At 65.5% G+C, this 14,261-nt stretch carries 14 protein-coding genes; 5 read left to right on the forward strand and 9 right to left on the reverse strand.

Going from position 1 to position 14,261, the window contains the following annotated elements; translation table 11 throughout:
• Position 1: 1 nt before the first annotated feature.
• A complete protein-coding gene (locus FHS69_RS04910) occupies positions 2 to 628 on the reverse strand; it encodes an SOS response-associated peptidase (protein WP_166776745.1) in 627 nt (208 codons plus the stop codon).
• A complete protein-coding gene (gene ubiA, locus FHS69_RS04915; protein ID WP_166776746.1) occupies positions 628 to 1,542 on the reverse strand; it encodes a 4-hydroxybenzoate octaprenyltransferase in 915 nt (304 codons plus the stop codon). Before ubiA ends, FHS69_RS04910 begins: the two co-directional genes overlap by 1 nt.
• 39 nt (positions 1,543 to 1,581) lie before the next feature.
• On the opposite strand from ubiA, the gene FHS69_RS04920 reads away from it, so the two are divergent.
• From FHS69_RS04920 to FHS69_RS04930, 3 genes are read left to right on the forward strand one after another with little or no spacing between them, the layout of a single operon-like run.
• Entirely contained in the window at positions 1,582 to 2,337 is a 756-nt protein-coding gene (locus tag FHS69_RS04920; RefSeq protein ID WP_166776747.1) for a 16S rRNA (uracil(1498)-N(3))-methyltransferase, read from the forward strand.
• A 42-nt stretch (positions 2,338 to 2,379) separates the two neighbouring features.
• A complete protein-coding gene (locus FHS69_RS04925; RefSeq protein ID WP_166776748.1) occupies positions 2,380 to 3,750 on the forward strand; it encodes a glutamate--cysteine ligase in 1,371 nt (456 codons plus the stop codon).
• A 19-nt stretch (positions 3,751 to 3,769) separates the two neighbouring features.
• On the forward strand, positions 3,770 to 4,072 hold the full coding sequence (locus tag FHS69_RS04930; RefSeq protein ID WP_166776749.1) for a putative quinol monooxygenase: 303 nt from the start codon (positions 3,770 to 3,772) through the stop codon (positions 4,070 to 4,072).
• Here the strand turns inward: FHS69_RS04930 and FHS69_RS04935 are convergent, their stop codons facing one another.
• The 5 genes from FHS69_RS04935 to FHS69_RS04955 form a co-directional block, all read right to left on the reverse strand.
• Complete coding sequence (locus tag FHS69_RS04935; RefSeq protein WP_166776750.1) at positions 4,073 to 5,428, reverse strand: methyltransferase family protein; 1,356 nt, start codon at positions 5,426 to 5,428, stop codon at positions 4,073 to 4,075.
• Between the two features lie 54 nt (positions 5,429 to 5,482).
• Entirely contained in the window at positions 5,483 to 6,826 is a 1,344-nt protein-coding gene (locus tag FHS69_RS04940; RefSeq protein ID WP_208380083.1) for an outer membrane protein assembly factor BamB family protein, read from the reverse strand.
• 40 nt (positions 6,827 to 6,866) lie between these two features.
• On the reverse strand, positions 6,867 to 7,664 hold the full coding sequence (locus FHS69_RS04945; protein ID WP_166776752.1) for a tetratricopeptide repeat protein: 798 nt from the start codon (positions 7,662 to 7,664) through the stop codon (positions 6,867 to 6,869).
• Between the two features lie 116 nt (positions 7,665 to 7,780).
• Positions 7,781 to 8,926, reverse strand: coding sequence for a glycosyltransferase (locus FHS69_RS04950; protein WP_166776753.1), 1,146 nt, complete (start codon positions 8,924 to 8,926; stop codon positions 7,781 to 7,783).
• Positions 8,923 to 9,789, reverse strand: a complete 867-nt coding sequence (locus FHS69_RS04955) for an alpha/beta fold hydrolase (RefSeq protein ID WP_166776754.1) — start codon at positions 9,787 to 9,789, stop codon at positions 8,923 to 8,925. The genes FHS69_RS04950 and FHS69_RS04955 overlap by 4 nt, the downstream gene beginning before the upstream one ends.
• Before the next feature lie 75 nt (positions 9,790 to 9,864).
• Here FHS69_RS04955 and FHS69_RS04960 point away from each other — a divergent pair, with 75 nt between their 5' ends.
• Both FHS69_RS04960 and astD read left to right on the forward strand, forming a co-directional pair.
• Positions 9,865 to 11,280, forward strand: coding sequence for a protein adenylyltransferase SelO family protein (locus FHS69_RS04960; protein ID WP_166776755.1), 1,416 nt, complete (start codon positions 9,865 to 9,867; stop codon positions 11,278 to 11,280).
• 68 nt (positions 11,281 to 11,348) lie between these two features.
• Positions 11,349 to 12,761, forward strand: a complete 1,413-nt coding sequence (gene astD / locus FHS69_RS04965; protein ID WP_067673053.1) for a succinylglutamate-semialdehyde dehydrogenase — start codon at positions 11,349 to 11,351, stop codon at positions 12,759 to 12,761.
• A 24-nt stretch (positions 12,762 to 12,785) separates the two neighbouring features.
• On the opposite strand, the gene FHS69_RS04970 is transcribed toward astD, so the two are convergent.
• Both FHS69_RS04970 and FHS69_RS04975 read right to left on the reverse strand, forming a co-directional pair.
• Positions 12,786 to 13,496 carry a hypothetical protein gene (locus FHS69_RS04970; RefSeq protein WP_166776756.1) on the reverse strand — a complete coding sequence of 237 codons (711 nt, stop codon included), beginning with the start codon at positions 13,494 to 13,496 and terminating at the stop codon, positions 12,786 to 12,788.
• 214 nt (positions 13,497 to 13,710) lie between these two features.
• Entirely contained in the window at positions 13,711 to 14,205 is a 495-nt protein-coding gene (locus FHS69_RS04975; RefSeq protein WP_166776757.1) for a glycine zipper 2TM domain-containing protein, read from the reverse strand.
• Between the last annotated feature and the right edge of the window lie 56 nt (positions 14,206 to 14,261).

Here is a 14,261-nt window from a genome sequence, read left to right on the forward strand (position 1 = left end):
TTCAGAGCAGCCTGTTTGCTGCGGACGCGCCACCGGCCCACGGTTCGGCGGTCCGGTCGAGCACCAGGTCGCCTTCCCAGGGACGACACAAGGCAAACGCATCCTCGGGCGACCCCTGCGTCCACAGCCTGCGGTCGGCTTCGCGCAGCAGCACGGGCATGCGGGTGTGGCATTCGGCCGCCGCGCCGCAGGCATCGGTCATCACCATCGAATAGCAGCGCCCCCATTCTTCGCTGTCGCGCCATACGCCCGCTACTGCGAACAGTTCTGCATCGGGACGGCTGAGCCAGGTGCGCGTCTTTCCGCCCTTGGGGCCTTCGGCCTCCGCCCAGGCGGTCACCGGGATAAGGCAGCGCCGCTCTTCGAAACTGTAGCGCCAGAAGAAGCTGTCGAGCTTGTCGGTGCGCGCATTGTTGACCGGCCTGGGCTTGAGCGGCTGGCCGTTCTTGCCCTTCAACACCAACGGAAAGCCCCAGGTCATCTGTGCCAGCCGGCCCTCGGCAACCACCGCCCCGGGGTAGCCCGGAAAGACCTCCGCACCGAAATTGGCACCGCCCAGTTCGTCGATCGCGTCAAACCATTGCGCGACCTCGTCCTTGTTCTTGGTCATGCGGTAGAGATTGCACATCAGGCGTTGCCCACGACGAAGCAGGCGGCGGCAACCAGCGCGCCGGTCCAGCGGTTGGCGCGAAAGCGCGCGAGCGGATTGCCCGGATCCTCGCCGTCGAGCGTTGCCACCTGCCACGCGAGATGCGCGGCTGCGGGCAGCAACGCCAGCAATGCGATCCAGTCGGCGCGATAGAGCCAGAAGGCCAGGGCCCACAGGATGACCGCGCTGGCATAGAACATCGCTACACCGCGCTGTACCTGCCCGCCCAGTCGCAATGCGCTGGAACGGATGCCCACCAGCGCATCGTCCTCGCGATCCTGCATGGCATAGATCGTGTCGTATCCGACCACCCACAGCGCCGCACCCGCATACATCGCCGCCAGCGCGTCCCAATTGTCGGCGCGCAGTTGTGTCCAGCCGACCAGCAGCCCCCACGTGAAGACCATCCCCAGCCACGCCTGCGGCCACCAGGTGATGCGTTTCATGAAGGGATAGGCGGCGACCGGCGCCACGCTCGCCAGCGCGACGGCTTGCGCCAGCGGGCGCAATTGCAGCAGGACCAGCAGCCCGATCGTGCACAGTGCCAGCAGCCAGCCCCAGGCAAGCCTTTTCGAAATGCGACCGCTCGCGACCGGTCGCAGTGCGGTACGGGCTACGCGACGGTCGAGATCGGCATCGACGATATCGTTGTAGACGCAGCCCGCACCGCGCATCGCGATGGCCCCCAGCAGCAACCACGCAAGCACTTCCAGCTGCCAGCCAGCCCCGCTCAGCCACACGCCCCATGCGCAGGGCCAGAACAGCAGCCACCAGCCGATCGGCCGATCGAATCGCGCCAACTGTGCCAGATCGCGCGGGACCTGGGGCAAGCGCGCGACAAGACCGCGGTGCTCGCTATCGGGGACGACATCGGGGGTGGCGGGCTCGCTCATGGCTTGCTCCCTAACCAAGGTCGTGCCACCTGCAAAGCCATGCCCGCAACCCCCGCCTGGCCGCCCAAGAGCGCCCCCCGCCTGTTCGTCGAGCAAGAACTGTCCTCCGCGGTGCAGGTCACGATCGAGGGCAATCACGCGCATTACCTGACCAGGGTGATGCGCGTTGCGCCGGGCGATGCAGTGATCCTGTGCGACGATATCACGGGAGAATGGGCCGCCGAAGTCGTCGAGGCGGGCAAGCGGCACGTCCTCCTGCAGCCGCGCGATCACCAGCGTCCGCGCGAAGCCGTGCCCGATTTCTGGCTCTGCCCCGCCCTGCTCAAGAAAGATCGCTTCGACCTCGTGCTCGAGAAGGCGACCGAACTGGGGGTGGACCGGATCCTCCCCGTGATCACCCGCCGCTGCGTCGCCGACAAGCTCAATGCCGAGCGCGCCGAGACGGTGGTGACCGAAGCCGCCGAGCAATGTGCGCGCACCGCCTTGCCCGAAGTGGCGGCAGTGTGCAGGCTCGACACGCTGTTGGACGAATGGCCGCAGGAACGGCACCTGTTCTTCGCCGACGAGGAAGGCGGCGAACCCGCGGCGGATGCCTTCTGTTATGCCGAAGGGCCCGCCGCGCTGTTGGTAGGGCCGGAAGGCGGGTTCGACGACGCCGAACGCGCCGCGATCCGCGCGCACCCGGCATCGGTTGCAATCAGCCTCGGCCCGCGCATCCTGCGCGGCGAAACCGCGGCGATCGCAGGCATGGCGGTGTGGATGGCCGAGGCGGGCGACTGGCTGGGCGAAGATTAATTTCCTTTTCAGGCAAGGCCCGCTTGCCTATCGCCCCCTGCCATGAGTACGCGCGAGACGTCGGGGGCCGAGGATCCCATCATCGAAAGCCGCGACCAGCTGGTCGCTCCGATGCAGCGCGGCGAGAAGCCGAAAGCCGACTGGCGCATCGGAACCGAGCATGAAAAGCTCGTCTATTGCTGCAAGGAACACCGCGCGCTGTCCTATGAAGAGGACGGTGGCATCCGCGATATCCTGCTGTCGCTGCGCGAGTTCGGCTGGGAGCCGATCGAGGAAGGCGGCAAGGTCATCGCAATGAAGGGCGGCGATGGCACGGTGAGCCTCGAACCCGCTGGCCAGCTCGAACTGTCGGGCGCACCGCTTGAGAACCTGCACGATACCTGCGAGGAGACCGGGCGCCACCTCGCGCAGGTCAAGGAAATCGGCGAGCGCTACGATGTCGGCTTCCTAGGTCTGGGCATGTGGCCCGACAAGACGCGTGAAGAATTGCCGGTGATGCCCAAGGGGCGGTACGACATCATGATGCGGCACATGCCCAAGGTGGGCAATCTGGGCCTCGACATGATGCTGCGCACCTGCACCATCCAGGTGAATCTCGACTATTCGAGCGAAGCCGACATGGCGCAGAAATTCCGCACCGGGCTCGCACTGCAGCCGTTGGCAACAGCGCTGTTCGCCAATTCGCCCTTCACCGAAGGGAAACCCAACGGTTACCTGTCCTATCGCAGCCATATCTGGAGCGACACCGACCCGCATCGCACCGGCATGCTGCCCTTCGTGTTCGAAGACGGCTTCGGATACGAACGCTGGGTCGACTACATGCTCGACGTGCCGATGTATTTTGTCTTCCGCGACGGCAAGTATCTCGACGCGGCGGGGCTGAGCTTCCGCGACTTCCTCGACGGCAAGCTCGAAATCCTGCCCGGCGAGAAGCCGACCGAAGCCGATTGGTGGGACCACCTCTCGACCGCTTTCCCCGAAGTGCGGCTCAAGAGCTTTCTCGAAATGCGCGGTGCCGATGGCGGCCCGTGGAGCCGCATCTGTGCGCTGCCCGCCTTCTGGGTCGGCCTTCTATACGAACAGGATGCGCTCGACGCGTCGTGGGACCTGGTCAAGCACTGGACGATGGAAGAGCGGGAGGAACTGCGCAATGCAGTGCCCAGGCTCGCGCTCGACGCGCCACTGCCGGGCGGCGGAAAGCTGCACGATTTGGCGAAGGAAGTGCTGGCGATCGCACGCTCCGGTCTTGCCGCGCGCGCGCGACTGAATTCCTCGGGCGACAATGAAACCGGATTCCTTGAAACGCTCGACGAGATCGTCGCCAGCGGCAAGGTGCCCGCGCAGGTTCTGCTCGATCGCTACCATGGCGAATGGGGCGGCGACATCGACCGCGTCTACAAATACAGCTTCTGACATTCCGGGGAGAAATGCGATGATCCAGATCAACGGCACCATCAAGCTGGGCCGCCCGATCGATGCCGCCACGCGCAAGGCGATCGTCGACATGGTTCGCGCCAGCCGCGCCGAGGACGGCTGCCTCGACTATACCTTTGCTGCCGATCTCGCCGATCCCGACACGCTGGTATTGTTCGAACGCTGGCGCGATCGCGCCGCGCTCGATGCGCATGGCGCATCCGATCACATGGCCGAATTCCAGACCTTCATGGCTGCCAATCCGCCCGCTGCGCGCGACCTGCGTGTCTACGAGACCGACCAGGGCCAGCCGCTCGGCTGATCATTCGGCGGGTTGCGGCTCCACGGCGGGCCGGGGGCGCAAGCGGTCCAACAGCTTTGTCAGCGGCGCGGTGAGCAGGCCGTGCTTCGCCATATAGGCATGATAGGCGCGGTACTTCGGATCCTCGGCAATCAGATGCGCCTCTTCGGTCTTGGCGCGCCAGAAATAGATGCCATTGACCACCAGCAGGAAGAAGCTGTTGCGGATCGCTTCGACCGGTGATCCCGTAGTGACGAGGAAGGGCAGGACCGCGGCCCACCAGAACAGGTTCTTCGACACATATGCCGGGTGGCGGGTGAAGCGGTAGGGACCGTTGGTCAGCACACCGCGATAGGTCAGGTTCGAAAAGCGCAGCCCGAAGGCAAAGGTCGCCCAGGCGTAGATCGCTGTCAGCCCGACCAGCAGCGCGCCCCAGACGGCGATCAGCAGGTCGTTGCCCGCCATCCAGTGCAGCCAGCCTGCAGTGCTGTGTTCGTAGCTGATCGCCTTGCCATTGCCGAGAATTCCCCAGACGACCGGCGGATAGCAGATCAGCGCCGCGACCCAGCCGCCGAGCAGCGGATTGCCCGAACGGATATGCGCGTCGAGCGGACGCATGGTGACGATATAGCCCACCGTCCCGATCATGACATCGACCATGAACATGGCTTCGATGATCGTCAGCGCGATCCGTTCGGGCCGCGCCACGACTTCAACCAGATCGGCAGTCACGATATGGCGATAGGCGAACGGCACGATCGACAGCATGAAAGCGGTGAAGAAGGCCTTGATGATCCAAGTCCGCCAGTGCTTCCACACCGCCTCGCTTTCCCAGCCCGGCCGCATCAGCAACAGTGCGCCGAAATGCCATGCGTGATCGCGCGGGTTCACCATCACCCGGTCGATCCAGTAGACATAGGGCACCGAGAGGATGACGAGCACCGGCGCGGCGTAGGCGAGCACGGTGATGGCGAAAACGTATTGCCCGTCCCAATACCAGCGGCACAGGCAATAGAGCCCGGCGATGATCGCCCACGTCGCCCATAGCCCCGCCAGCTTGACCAGCGTCACCCCGCGATCGGCAGCGCGACTATGCGCAAGCGACCAGTCGAGCCCGGTGGAGGGACGCAGGTAAACCTTGTCGACCACGACCGACCACAGCGCCATCGGAATCGCCGCGGCCAGCAACCCGACCAGCGCGGCATTGGGGCCGCCAAGGGTATCGTAGGGAACCGGCCAATCGAAACGCTCGGCGAGCCAGGGAAAAGCGCGCGCGAAGGCGACCCAGGCGAACAGCCCGGCCAGACCGACCAGCCCGACGGCCGCCGAGACATCGCTCTGCGGCCGCGACAGGGATGCTTGCTGCGTCGCGCTCATGACCCGCCCTCGCTAACGCCGAATGGTTAACATGGCGGTCACGCTAGCAGGAAATCACCGGAATGCAGTGATCGTTCCGCTGTCGTCGAGGATATAGAGCGTGTTGTTCGCCACGATCGGCGCCAGCGAGACCGGCTGCTTGAGATCGGTAAAGACGGTTGCCGATCCTTCGCCCGTGCTGATGCGGTAGACTTCGCCTTCGGAATTGACCGCCCACAAATTGCTGCCGGCAAGCACCGGGCCCGACCAGAAGATCGGCCCCTTCTTGTCCTTCTCGTCGCGCCAGCGCGGCAGTTGGGCCAGCCAACGCACCTTGCCGGTCGAGCGCGCGATGGCGAGCAGGCGCGCATCGTCGGTCAGCGTGAAGATCCACTCGCCCGCGATCGCGGGAGTCGAGATGCCGGCAAGGTTGAGTTCCCAGATCCGCTGGCCGGTGACCAGTTCGTAGGCGGCCATGCGCCCGCCCTGTCCCAGTGCGTAGACACGGCCGTTGTCGATGATCGGATCGGCGTCGATATCGGTCAGCGAGCCGACCTGGGTCGAGATCGAGGTAAGCGCGAGCGCATCGGCCCACAGCGTACGGCCGTTCTCGTAGCGGTGCGCGATCAGCTCGCCCGAACTGTAGCCCGCGATCACCGTGCCCTGCCCCGCGGCAGGAGCGGCGACGCCGAACACACCGGCCTGCGTGGACGAACCCGATTCCTGCCATTGCACCGAACCGTCGGCGCTATTGAGCGCGAAGATCTGGTTGTCCTGCGTCATCACGAAGATCGAGCCGAAGGCGATCGTCGGCGATCCGCGCAGCGGACCCGACGGCTTGACCTTCCACAGCACCGATCCGCTTGCCGCATTGAGCGCGACGACATTGCCCACGCCATCGGTCATGTAGACCTTGCCGTCGTCATAGGCCGCGCCCCCACCGAAAGCCGAAGGCTTGAGTTCGCTCTCGATGCCGGGGTTATAGGTCCAGCGCCGCGCGCCGGTTTGCGCGTCGAAGGCATTCAGCACCCCGTCACCGCCGACGGCATACAGATTGCCACCGCCCACGACCGGTGCGGCACCCAGCCGCCGACGGTTGCTGGCCCCTTCGATGTCGACGGCAAAGGCACGCGTGGGCGAAGTCGCCAGCGCGAGATGGCCGTAGGACTTGCCTGCATTGCCACCCGCCTGCGCCCAGCTGGCATTGGCCTGCGCGGGCGGGAGCACGACCGAGACGCCGGCCAGGGCCGGATCGACCTTCGCGCCGGTCTCGATCCGCGACAGGATCGGCTGGCGATCGCCGACGGTTGGCGTAACTTTCTTGCCGTCGCCGCCACCGAACAGGCCGCCGCTGCAGGCGCCAAGCCCGATCGCCAGTGCCGTCACGATTGCCGTGCGGGTAAGGAATGTGCGGTTCATCAAAATCCTCGTTCGTATCTGGTGGCGGCCTCGGCGCGCCCTATTGGGTTGCAGCGGCAGCGTTTTCGCCTTCGCCCGCCTCGCGTTCGACCCCTTGTTCCTCGAGCAGCGCATCGACGTCCTCGATCGCGTCCACGCCCAGCACGCCGGCCATCTGCCGGGCGCGCGAGCGCAGCGTTTCGGGCGCGTTCTCATCCTTGGCGATCTGCGCGAACAGAGCGCCGGCCTCGGCCCGCTCGTCCTGATCGAGATAGGCATGCGCAACGAGCTCGCCCGCGCTGGCGAAATAGGGCTTGCCGGGTGTCGCCAACGGCTTGAGCGCAGCGATGATCGCAGCGCTGTCCATCTCGTCATACTCGATGACCACCTGCCGCAGCCGCGCGAGGTCGCGCATGGCGGGGGCCGCATCTTCGTTCCCGGCGACCTGCCCGAACAGGGTCGCGGCCTCCTCGGTGTCGCCGCGCTGTTCGGCAATCCCCGCGCGCATCATCATCGCGGCGATCGCGGCACCGCCTTCCTTGCCCGCCAATTCCTCCAGCTGGGCGTAACCGCTGTCGAGATTGCCCGCCTGGATCTGGTCGAGCGCACCGACAAGAGCTTCGGAATCGCGTTCCATCGCGGCTTCCTGCCGGCTGTCCCAGTACAGATAGCCTGCGAACGCTGCGAGACCGAGAATGAGCAGCGCGAACAGCGGCTTGCCCCAGCGGGCGAGAAAGGCATCGGCATCGCTCTGGCGGACCGCATCGTCCACCTCGCGCAGCAGCGCTTCCTGCTCGGCATCGGCCTTCTTGGCGCGCTTCTCTTCGCGGGTCAGTTCGTTCTTGGGTGTCAGGGCCACTGGGCCGGGCTCCATCTGGAAAGGGTTTGCTTGCGCGGCTCTTTAAGGACAGGCGGGTACGAGGGCAATGGTCGGCACTGCCTGTCCCCGTCCGCGTGAATGGCCGATGAAAGCGTTCACAGCTCGATCCGCATCGCGCTCGAATAGAGCCGACGATAGGTTGCGATCATCTTCGCCTCGTCGAACTGGGCGACAGCCCTCGCGCGGTTCGCCTCGCCCACTTCGCGGCGCAACTCCTTCGACACGGCGAGCTGGACCAGCGCCATGCGCAACTCCTCTTCATTGCCCGGCGGAGTGATGAATTCCGCATTGGCCTCGGAAACCATTCCCGCAATGTCGCCGACCGCGGGCGCGACCACCGGCAGTCCAGCCGCCATGGCCTCGATCACCGAGACGGGGAATTGCTCGGAATCGCTCGACAGCGCGAATATGTCGAACAGGCCGATCACACGCGCCGGATCGTCGGTCGCGCCGGGCAGATGCACCCGGTGGTTGATCTGCAGCCGGTCCGCTTCCGCGAGGATTGCCTCGCGTGCCTCGCCCTCGCCCAGAATGACCAACTGCCAGTTCTCGGCGAGGTCGTTGAAGACCCGCACCAGCCGGGGGAGGTTCTTGACCGTACGCAGCCCGGCGAGCGTGCCGACCCAGAATTCGCCCGGATGCTTGATCAACCGCAAGGCGTCCTTCTTCGGACGCATGGCGAAGGCCTTAGTATCGATCCCGTTGGGGATGCGCTTCACCCGGCCAAGCGGTTGCTGCCAGTCGACCAGCGCGACCTCTTCCAGCCGTTCGGAAGGGACGACCAGCCCCGCGGTCTTGCCCAGCGCGATGCGGCGATACCAGGTCCGGCGCTTCTTGAGGCGTTTCGCTTCGCTTTCGTCGAAGCCGTCCTCATGGTGGATCAGCGGTGGAAGATTGTGCAGGTCCTTGAACAGCGTGTGCGCCATCACCGCGTCCAGCGCACCCCAATTGTACGTGCAGACGAGATCGTATCCCTGCATCGCCTTTGCCAGCTTTTGCAGCCGCCCGGGTGTCGGCCGTCCTTTCAACGCGGGAAAGGGGGGCTGGATGCGGACGTCATTGCCCTTGGCGATGCGCTCTGCCGCTTCCAGATGGTCGGGCTCGGCCGAGACGATGCTGTGCCGCGCGTTCTTGCCGAAGGCGTTGATTAGCTGGACCGTGCGCAGCTCCTTGCCCCCCGCAGCGAAAGTCGATTGCAGGTGCAGGATATGCGGAACCGCCCCGCCGCGGGGCCGGCTCATGCGACGCGCGCCAGCAATTGGTCGATCGCCTCGCGTGCCGCGGGCTCGTCGAGCGTGGGCGCATGCCCGACGCCGGGAACGGTAGCCGCAATCGCCCTGGGCGCGCGCTGCTGCATTTCAGCGAATGCCGTGGGCGAGAGCAATTGCGACAATTCGCCGCGCAGCAGCGCCAGCGGGTTTTGCGCCAGCCGGTCGAAAGCGGGCCACAGATCGGGCGGAACCGCCGCCTCGTCCGCGGCGATGATCGGTTCGGCGATCTTCATATCGTAATCGAACGCGATCCGGCCGTTGTTGCACAGCGTCAGCGAACGCTTCGCCATCGCGATCCATTGTTCGGTTTCATACCCGGGGAAAGCCGCGCCATGCGTTTCTTCCAATGCGCGTGCGGCATGCATCCAGGTGGGGAAGCTGCGCCCCTGCCCGATATAGGACTTGATCGCATCGAGCCCCGCAGTTTCGAGCACCGGACCGACATCGTTGAGCAGGGCCGCCGCCACACGATCGGGTTCGATGGCCGCCAGCGCAAGAGTGATCAACCCGCCCATCGAGGTCCCGATCGAGACGAATTGCGCGATACCCTCTGCCTCGAGCAGGGCCATCAGATCACCCGTATAGCTGCCGACCTGGTAGCTCGCGGGGTCCTCCGCATAATCGCTGTCGCCGCGACCGCGCATCGACGGCACGAGCACGCGCCAGCCCTGCGAGGCGATATGCGGCGCCAGATCTTCGAAATCGCGCGCATTGCGCGTCAGCCCATGCAGGCAGATGACCGGCGGGCGCGCATTGGCGGCACCATATTCGCGAAAATGCAGGGTGAGACCGTCGGCGCTCTGCCAGTGACGGTCGGTGTAGCTGGTATCCATGTCCGGTGGCGAAAACCTTAGTCGCTTGGCGTTACTGCCCTTGTATCGGGCTGTCTCGCCGCCCACTATCGCTGCATGCGCGCCGAACCGCAAGCCGCGAGCTATCGCCCCGACACGCCTCTGGCTTCGCTGGCCGACTGGATTGGCGATCCTGTCGCCGCGGCGGACTTCCCGCAAACGCTGCTGCGCTTCCGCAACGACCGGTATGCCGCGACCGTCGGGCTGGCCGGACTGACGGACGCTGAGTGGGTGCGGCATTTCGGCCGGTTCACGCCTCTTGATGGCAATCTGCCCGAGCCGATGGCCCTGCGCTATCACGGGCACCAATTCCGCGTGTACAATCCCGAAATCGGCGACGGCCGCGGCTTTCTGTTCGCGCAGTTGCGCGATGGCGAGGACCGCCTGCTCGACCTCGGGACCAAGGGATCGGGCCAGACGCCATGGAGCCGCGCGGGCGACGGCAGGCTAACGCTGAAAGGCGCGGTGCGCGAAATTCTCGCCACCGAAATGCTCGAAGCGCTCGGCGTCAATACTTCGAAGACCTTCAGCGTGGTGGAAACGGGCGAAGCCCTGACCCGCGGCGACGAACCGAGCCCGACCCGTTCGGCGGTGATGACGCGATTGAGCCATGGCCACATTCGCATCGGCACCTTCCAGCGGTTGCTGGCGCTGGAAGAACGCGATCACATGGCGCAATTGGTCGACTATTGCCTGGCACAGTTTCCGGGCCCGATGCCACCAGGAGATGCGCCCGGTCGCGACGAACCGGCGGTCCAGCTGATGCACCAGCTGGTCGAACGGATGGCGGACCTCGCGGCAAGCTGGATGGTCGCCGGATTTGTCCACGGCGTGCTCAACACCGACAACATGAACATTTCCGGCGAGAGTTTCGACTACGGCCCCTGGCGCTTCCTGCCCAAATGGGATCCGGGCTTTACCGCCGCCTATTTCGATCACCAGGGTCTCTATGCTTTTGGTCGCCAACCCGAAGCGCTGCACTGGAACTGCGGCCAGTTCGCGGTTGCCTTGCGGCTGCTGGTCGATGTGCCGCCGCTGATTACCGCGATGGAGCGTTTCGGGCCGCTCTACATGGCGGCGATCGGCCGGCGCTGGTGCTGGCGGCTCGGCGTGGCCAGCCGCGGGGCGGAAGAGGACGGCGCGCTCGTCGCCGCATGCGAGGCGACCTTGCGCGAAACCGGCATGTCGCCCGACGCCTTCTTCTTCGCTCACAGGGGCGGTCGCGACGCCAAAGGGGCACTGGCCGATGCGCTGGCAGGATACGAGCCGGTGGCCGACGATCATCCCTACTGGCAGGGCGAAGCGCCGCAATCGATGCTGATCGACGAAGTCGAGGCGATCTGGGCGGCGATCGCCGAAAATGACGACTGGCGGCCGCTTGCCGACAAGGTCGCGGCCGTGCGTGCGATGGGCGCGGCGCATGGCGCACCACCCGAGCCTGCAGGCCATTCACCGCAGGCAGAGGCGACTTGAATTGACGCCGCGCCCGCGTGCCCCCAAGTAGGCGCGTATCCAGTCGCAAACAGGACATATACAGCGCAATGACGACCGAACTGGTCTCCACCGAACCCGCAACCGGCAAGGAAATCTGGCGCGGAACATCGGGCAATGTCGACGATACGATCGAACGCGCACGCAAGGCCATGCGGCAATGGGCCCGCGAACCGCTCGGCCGCCGGATCGAATTCATGCGCCGCTTCGCCAATGAAGTGCGCAAGCATGGCGAAACCTTCGCCGAACTGATTGCGCGCGAAACGGGCAAGCCCTTGTGGGAAGCGCGGACCGAAGTCGAAGCGGTGATCGGCAAGGTCGAGATTTCGATCACTGCCTATGCCGAACGGACCGGGCAGAAGAAGCTCAACAGCGCGCTGCAGGGCACTGCGGCTTTGCGTCACAAGCCGCATGGCGTGATGGCGGTGCTGGGGCCGTACAACTTCCCCGCGCACCTGCCCAACGGCCACATCGTACCCGCGCTGATCGCGGGCAATGTGGTGATCTTCAAGCCAAGCGAGAAAACCCCCGCGGTCGGCGAATTCCTGACGCGCTGCTTCCACGAGGCGAAAGTGCCCGAGGGCGTCGTCCAGTGCATCCATGGCGGTGTCGAGGTCGGCCAGGCGCTGGTCGAGCACTGGATGGTCGATGGCGTGCTATTCACGGGATCGGCCCGCGCGGGGATTGCGATCAACCGCAAGCTGGCTTCGGACCCGGGCAAGATCGTGGCGCTCGAAATGGGCGGAAACAACCCGATCGTCATGCTCGATACACCCAAGATCGAGGACGCGGCAGCCACCATCGTGCAATCCGCCTTCACCACTGCAGGCCAGCGCTGCACCGCCGCGCGGCGCCTGATCGTGGTCGATTCGATGTTCGACAAGATCGTCCCGGCGGTGAAATCGCTCGCCGAGCGGCTGATCGTCGACGAACCTTTCGCCGAACCGCAGCCCTACATGGGCTGCGTGATCGACAACGGCACGGCCGACCTGTTGTCGGAGAGCTTCCTCGCACTGATGAGCCGGGGCGGTTCGCCGATCATGCATATGAAGCGCCGTGACGAGAAATTGCCCTTCCTGTCACCTGCGATCCTCGATGCGACCGAAATACACGAGCGCCCCGATATCGAACTGTTCGGACCGCTGCTGCAAGTGATCCGCGTGCCCGATTTCGACGCCGCGATCGTCGAAGCGAACAACACGCGCTATGGCCTTTCGGCCTCGCTCATCGGCGGCAAGCCCGCCGATTTCGAGCATTTCTGGAGCGAGATCCGCGCCGGAATCGTCAATTGGAACCGGCCCACCAACGGTGCCTCTTCGGCAGCGCCGTTCGGCGGCGTAGGCCTGTCGGGCAACCATCGCCCGGCCGCGTTCTACGCCGCAGACTATTGCGCCTATCCGGTCGCCAGCAACGAGATGGAGCAGCCGCGCGCGAGCCTAGGCGTGGGCCTCAGGGAAGGCTGACGATCGGCGGGCTGAGGCCTGCGATCAATCGGTGGTGACGAGGTCTATCTCGGTCACACCCTGCGACAGCCGGCGGCCGTAGACGACATAGGCCGCCTTGCCCTTGGTGCCGCTGAGGATGTTGTCGCCTGCACTCTTGGTGTGTTCGGCACTGTAACCTGCCGCACGGGCGCGGGTGTAATAGAATGCCAGCACTTCCTCGAGCGCCACCGGCGTCAGGAATGAAACGACGCGCAGCGCGCAATCGCCCTCGTCCGTGCCCGCAGCTTCCTGCGTGTTGCCGCGCGGATAGACGGGGAATGCGGTAGGCAGCTTGGCCGCCCAAGACGACGTGTATTCGACCTTGTCGCCGCAATTCTCGCCACCCGGCGAAACCGCCGCACGCGCCGCTGCGATCATGGCGGCGCTGGGCTGGCCATCCGCGCCCAGCGAAAGTGCCGACGGGGGCGACACCAGTTCGCTGCGCCCGCCGACCAGTTCGGCTGCCCGGCTGCGTGCCGTCTCGACCGCGCGGGGCGATTTGTCGATATCGGGAATTGAGACGTTGCCCGTGCCCGACAGCGCTGCATTCGCTTCATTGCTGCCAGCAAGATCGGGATCGGTCGCCAGTTCGCCATTGAGCGCCTGTTCGCTCGCCGGGTCCATCGCGTCGCCTGCGGCCTCATCCTCTGCCTTGTCGCCGCAACTAGCCAAAAGGACGACGGGAACGAGGGAGACCAGCAGGCGACGTTTCATCAATAGACCTCTACTTGGGAACAAGAGCCCCCTAGGCCGGAAGCGGCCGGCTTAGCCAGTGTGCTCGATGTTGCTGCACCATAGCGGGACAGGCCCCACGCGAATGGTTAAAGGGCGCCGCCCGCCTCCCTCGCGGGAGACCGGACGACGCCCACACGGCCCGGTGGGGACCGCGTTATCCGGTCGTGGGTGGGCACGACCGGAAGCTGTTCGATCAGCCGCAGCGCGTGCTCGAGCGGTCGATGGTGCGGCCCAGCAGCGCGCCGGCCGCGCCGCCGAGGATAGCGCCGAGGGTGCGGTCGCCACCGCTGCCTGCGACTTCGTGGCCAAGCAGCGCGCCGACGCCGGCGCCGACCAGCAGGCCAGTGGTGCCGTTGTCACGCTTGCAGTAATAGCGCCCGTCATTGCCGCGCCAGACGCGCGTGTTGTTGCGCACCGGCTGGCCGTAATTGCGGTCGTAACCCATGTAATAAGGGCGGACATCGCGGCGGTCGCCACGGTAGTCGCGATAGTCACGGTAATCCCGATAATCGCGGTCGCGATATTGGCGATGCTTGCGGTCGCGCTTGTGTTCGAAGGTCAAATCGCCGGTAGCGGCGGCGTGCGCGCCCGTGAGCGCGTGCATGGCGGGTGCCGCACTGGCAGGGAGGGCAATGGCGAGGCCTGTCGCGGCGAGAGCGAGCGAAGCGGCTTTGAATGGATTGGGCATGGGGGCGTCCTTTTTTCTTCCTGCGACCGGCGGAAGCGCTCCGTCGATGCGTTAAG

It is taken from the genome of Qipengyuania flava, from assembly GCF_011762005.1.
GTDB classification, from domain to species: Bacteria; Pseudomonadota; Alphaproteobacteria; order Sphingomonadales; family Sphingomonadaceae; genus Qipengyuania; species Qipengyuania flava.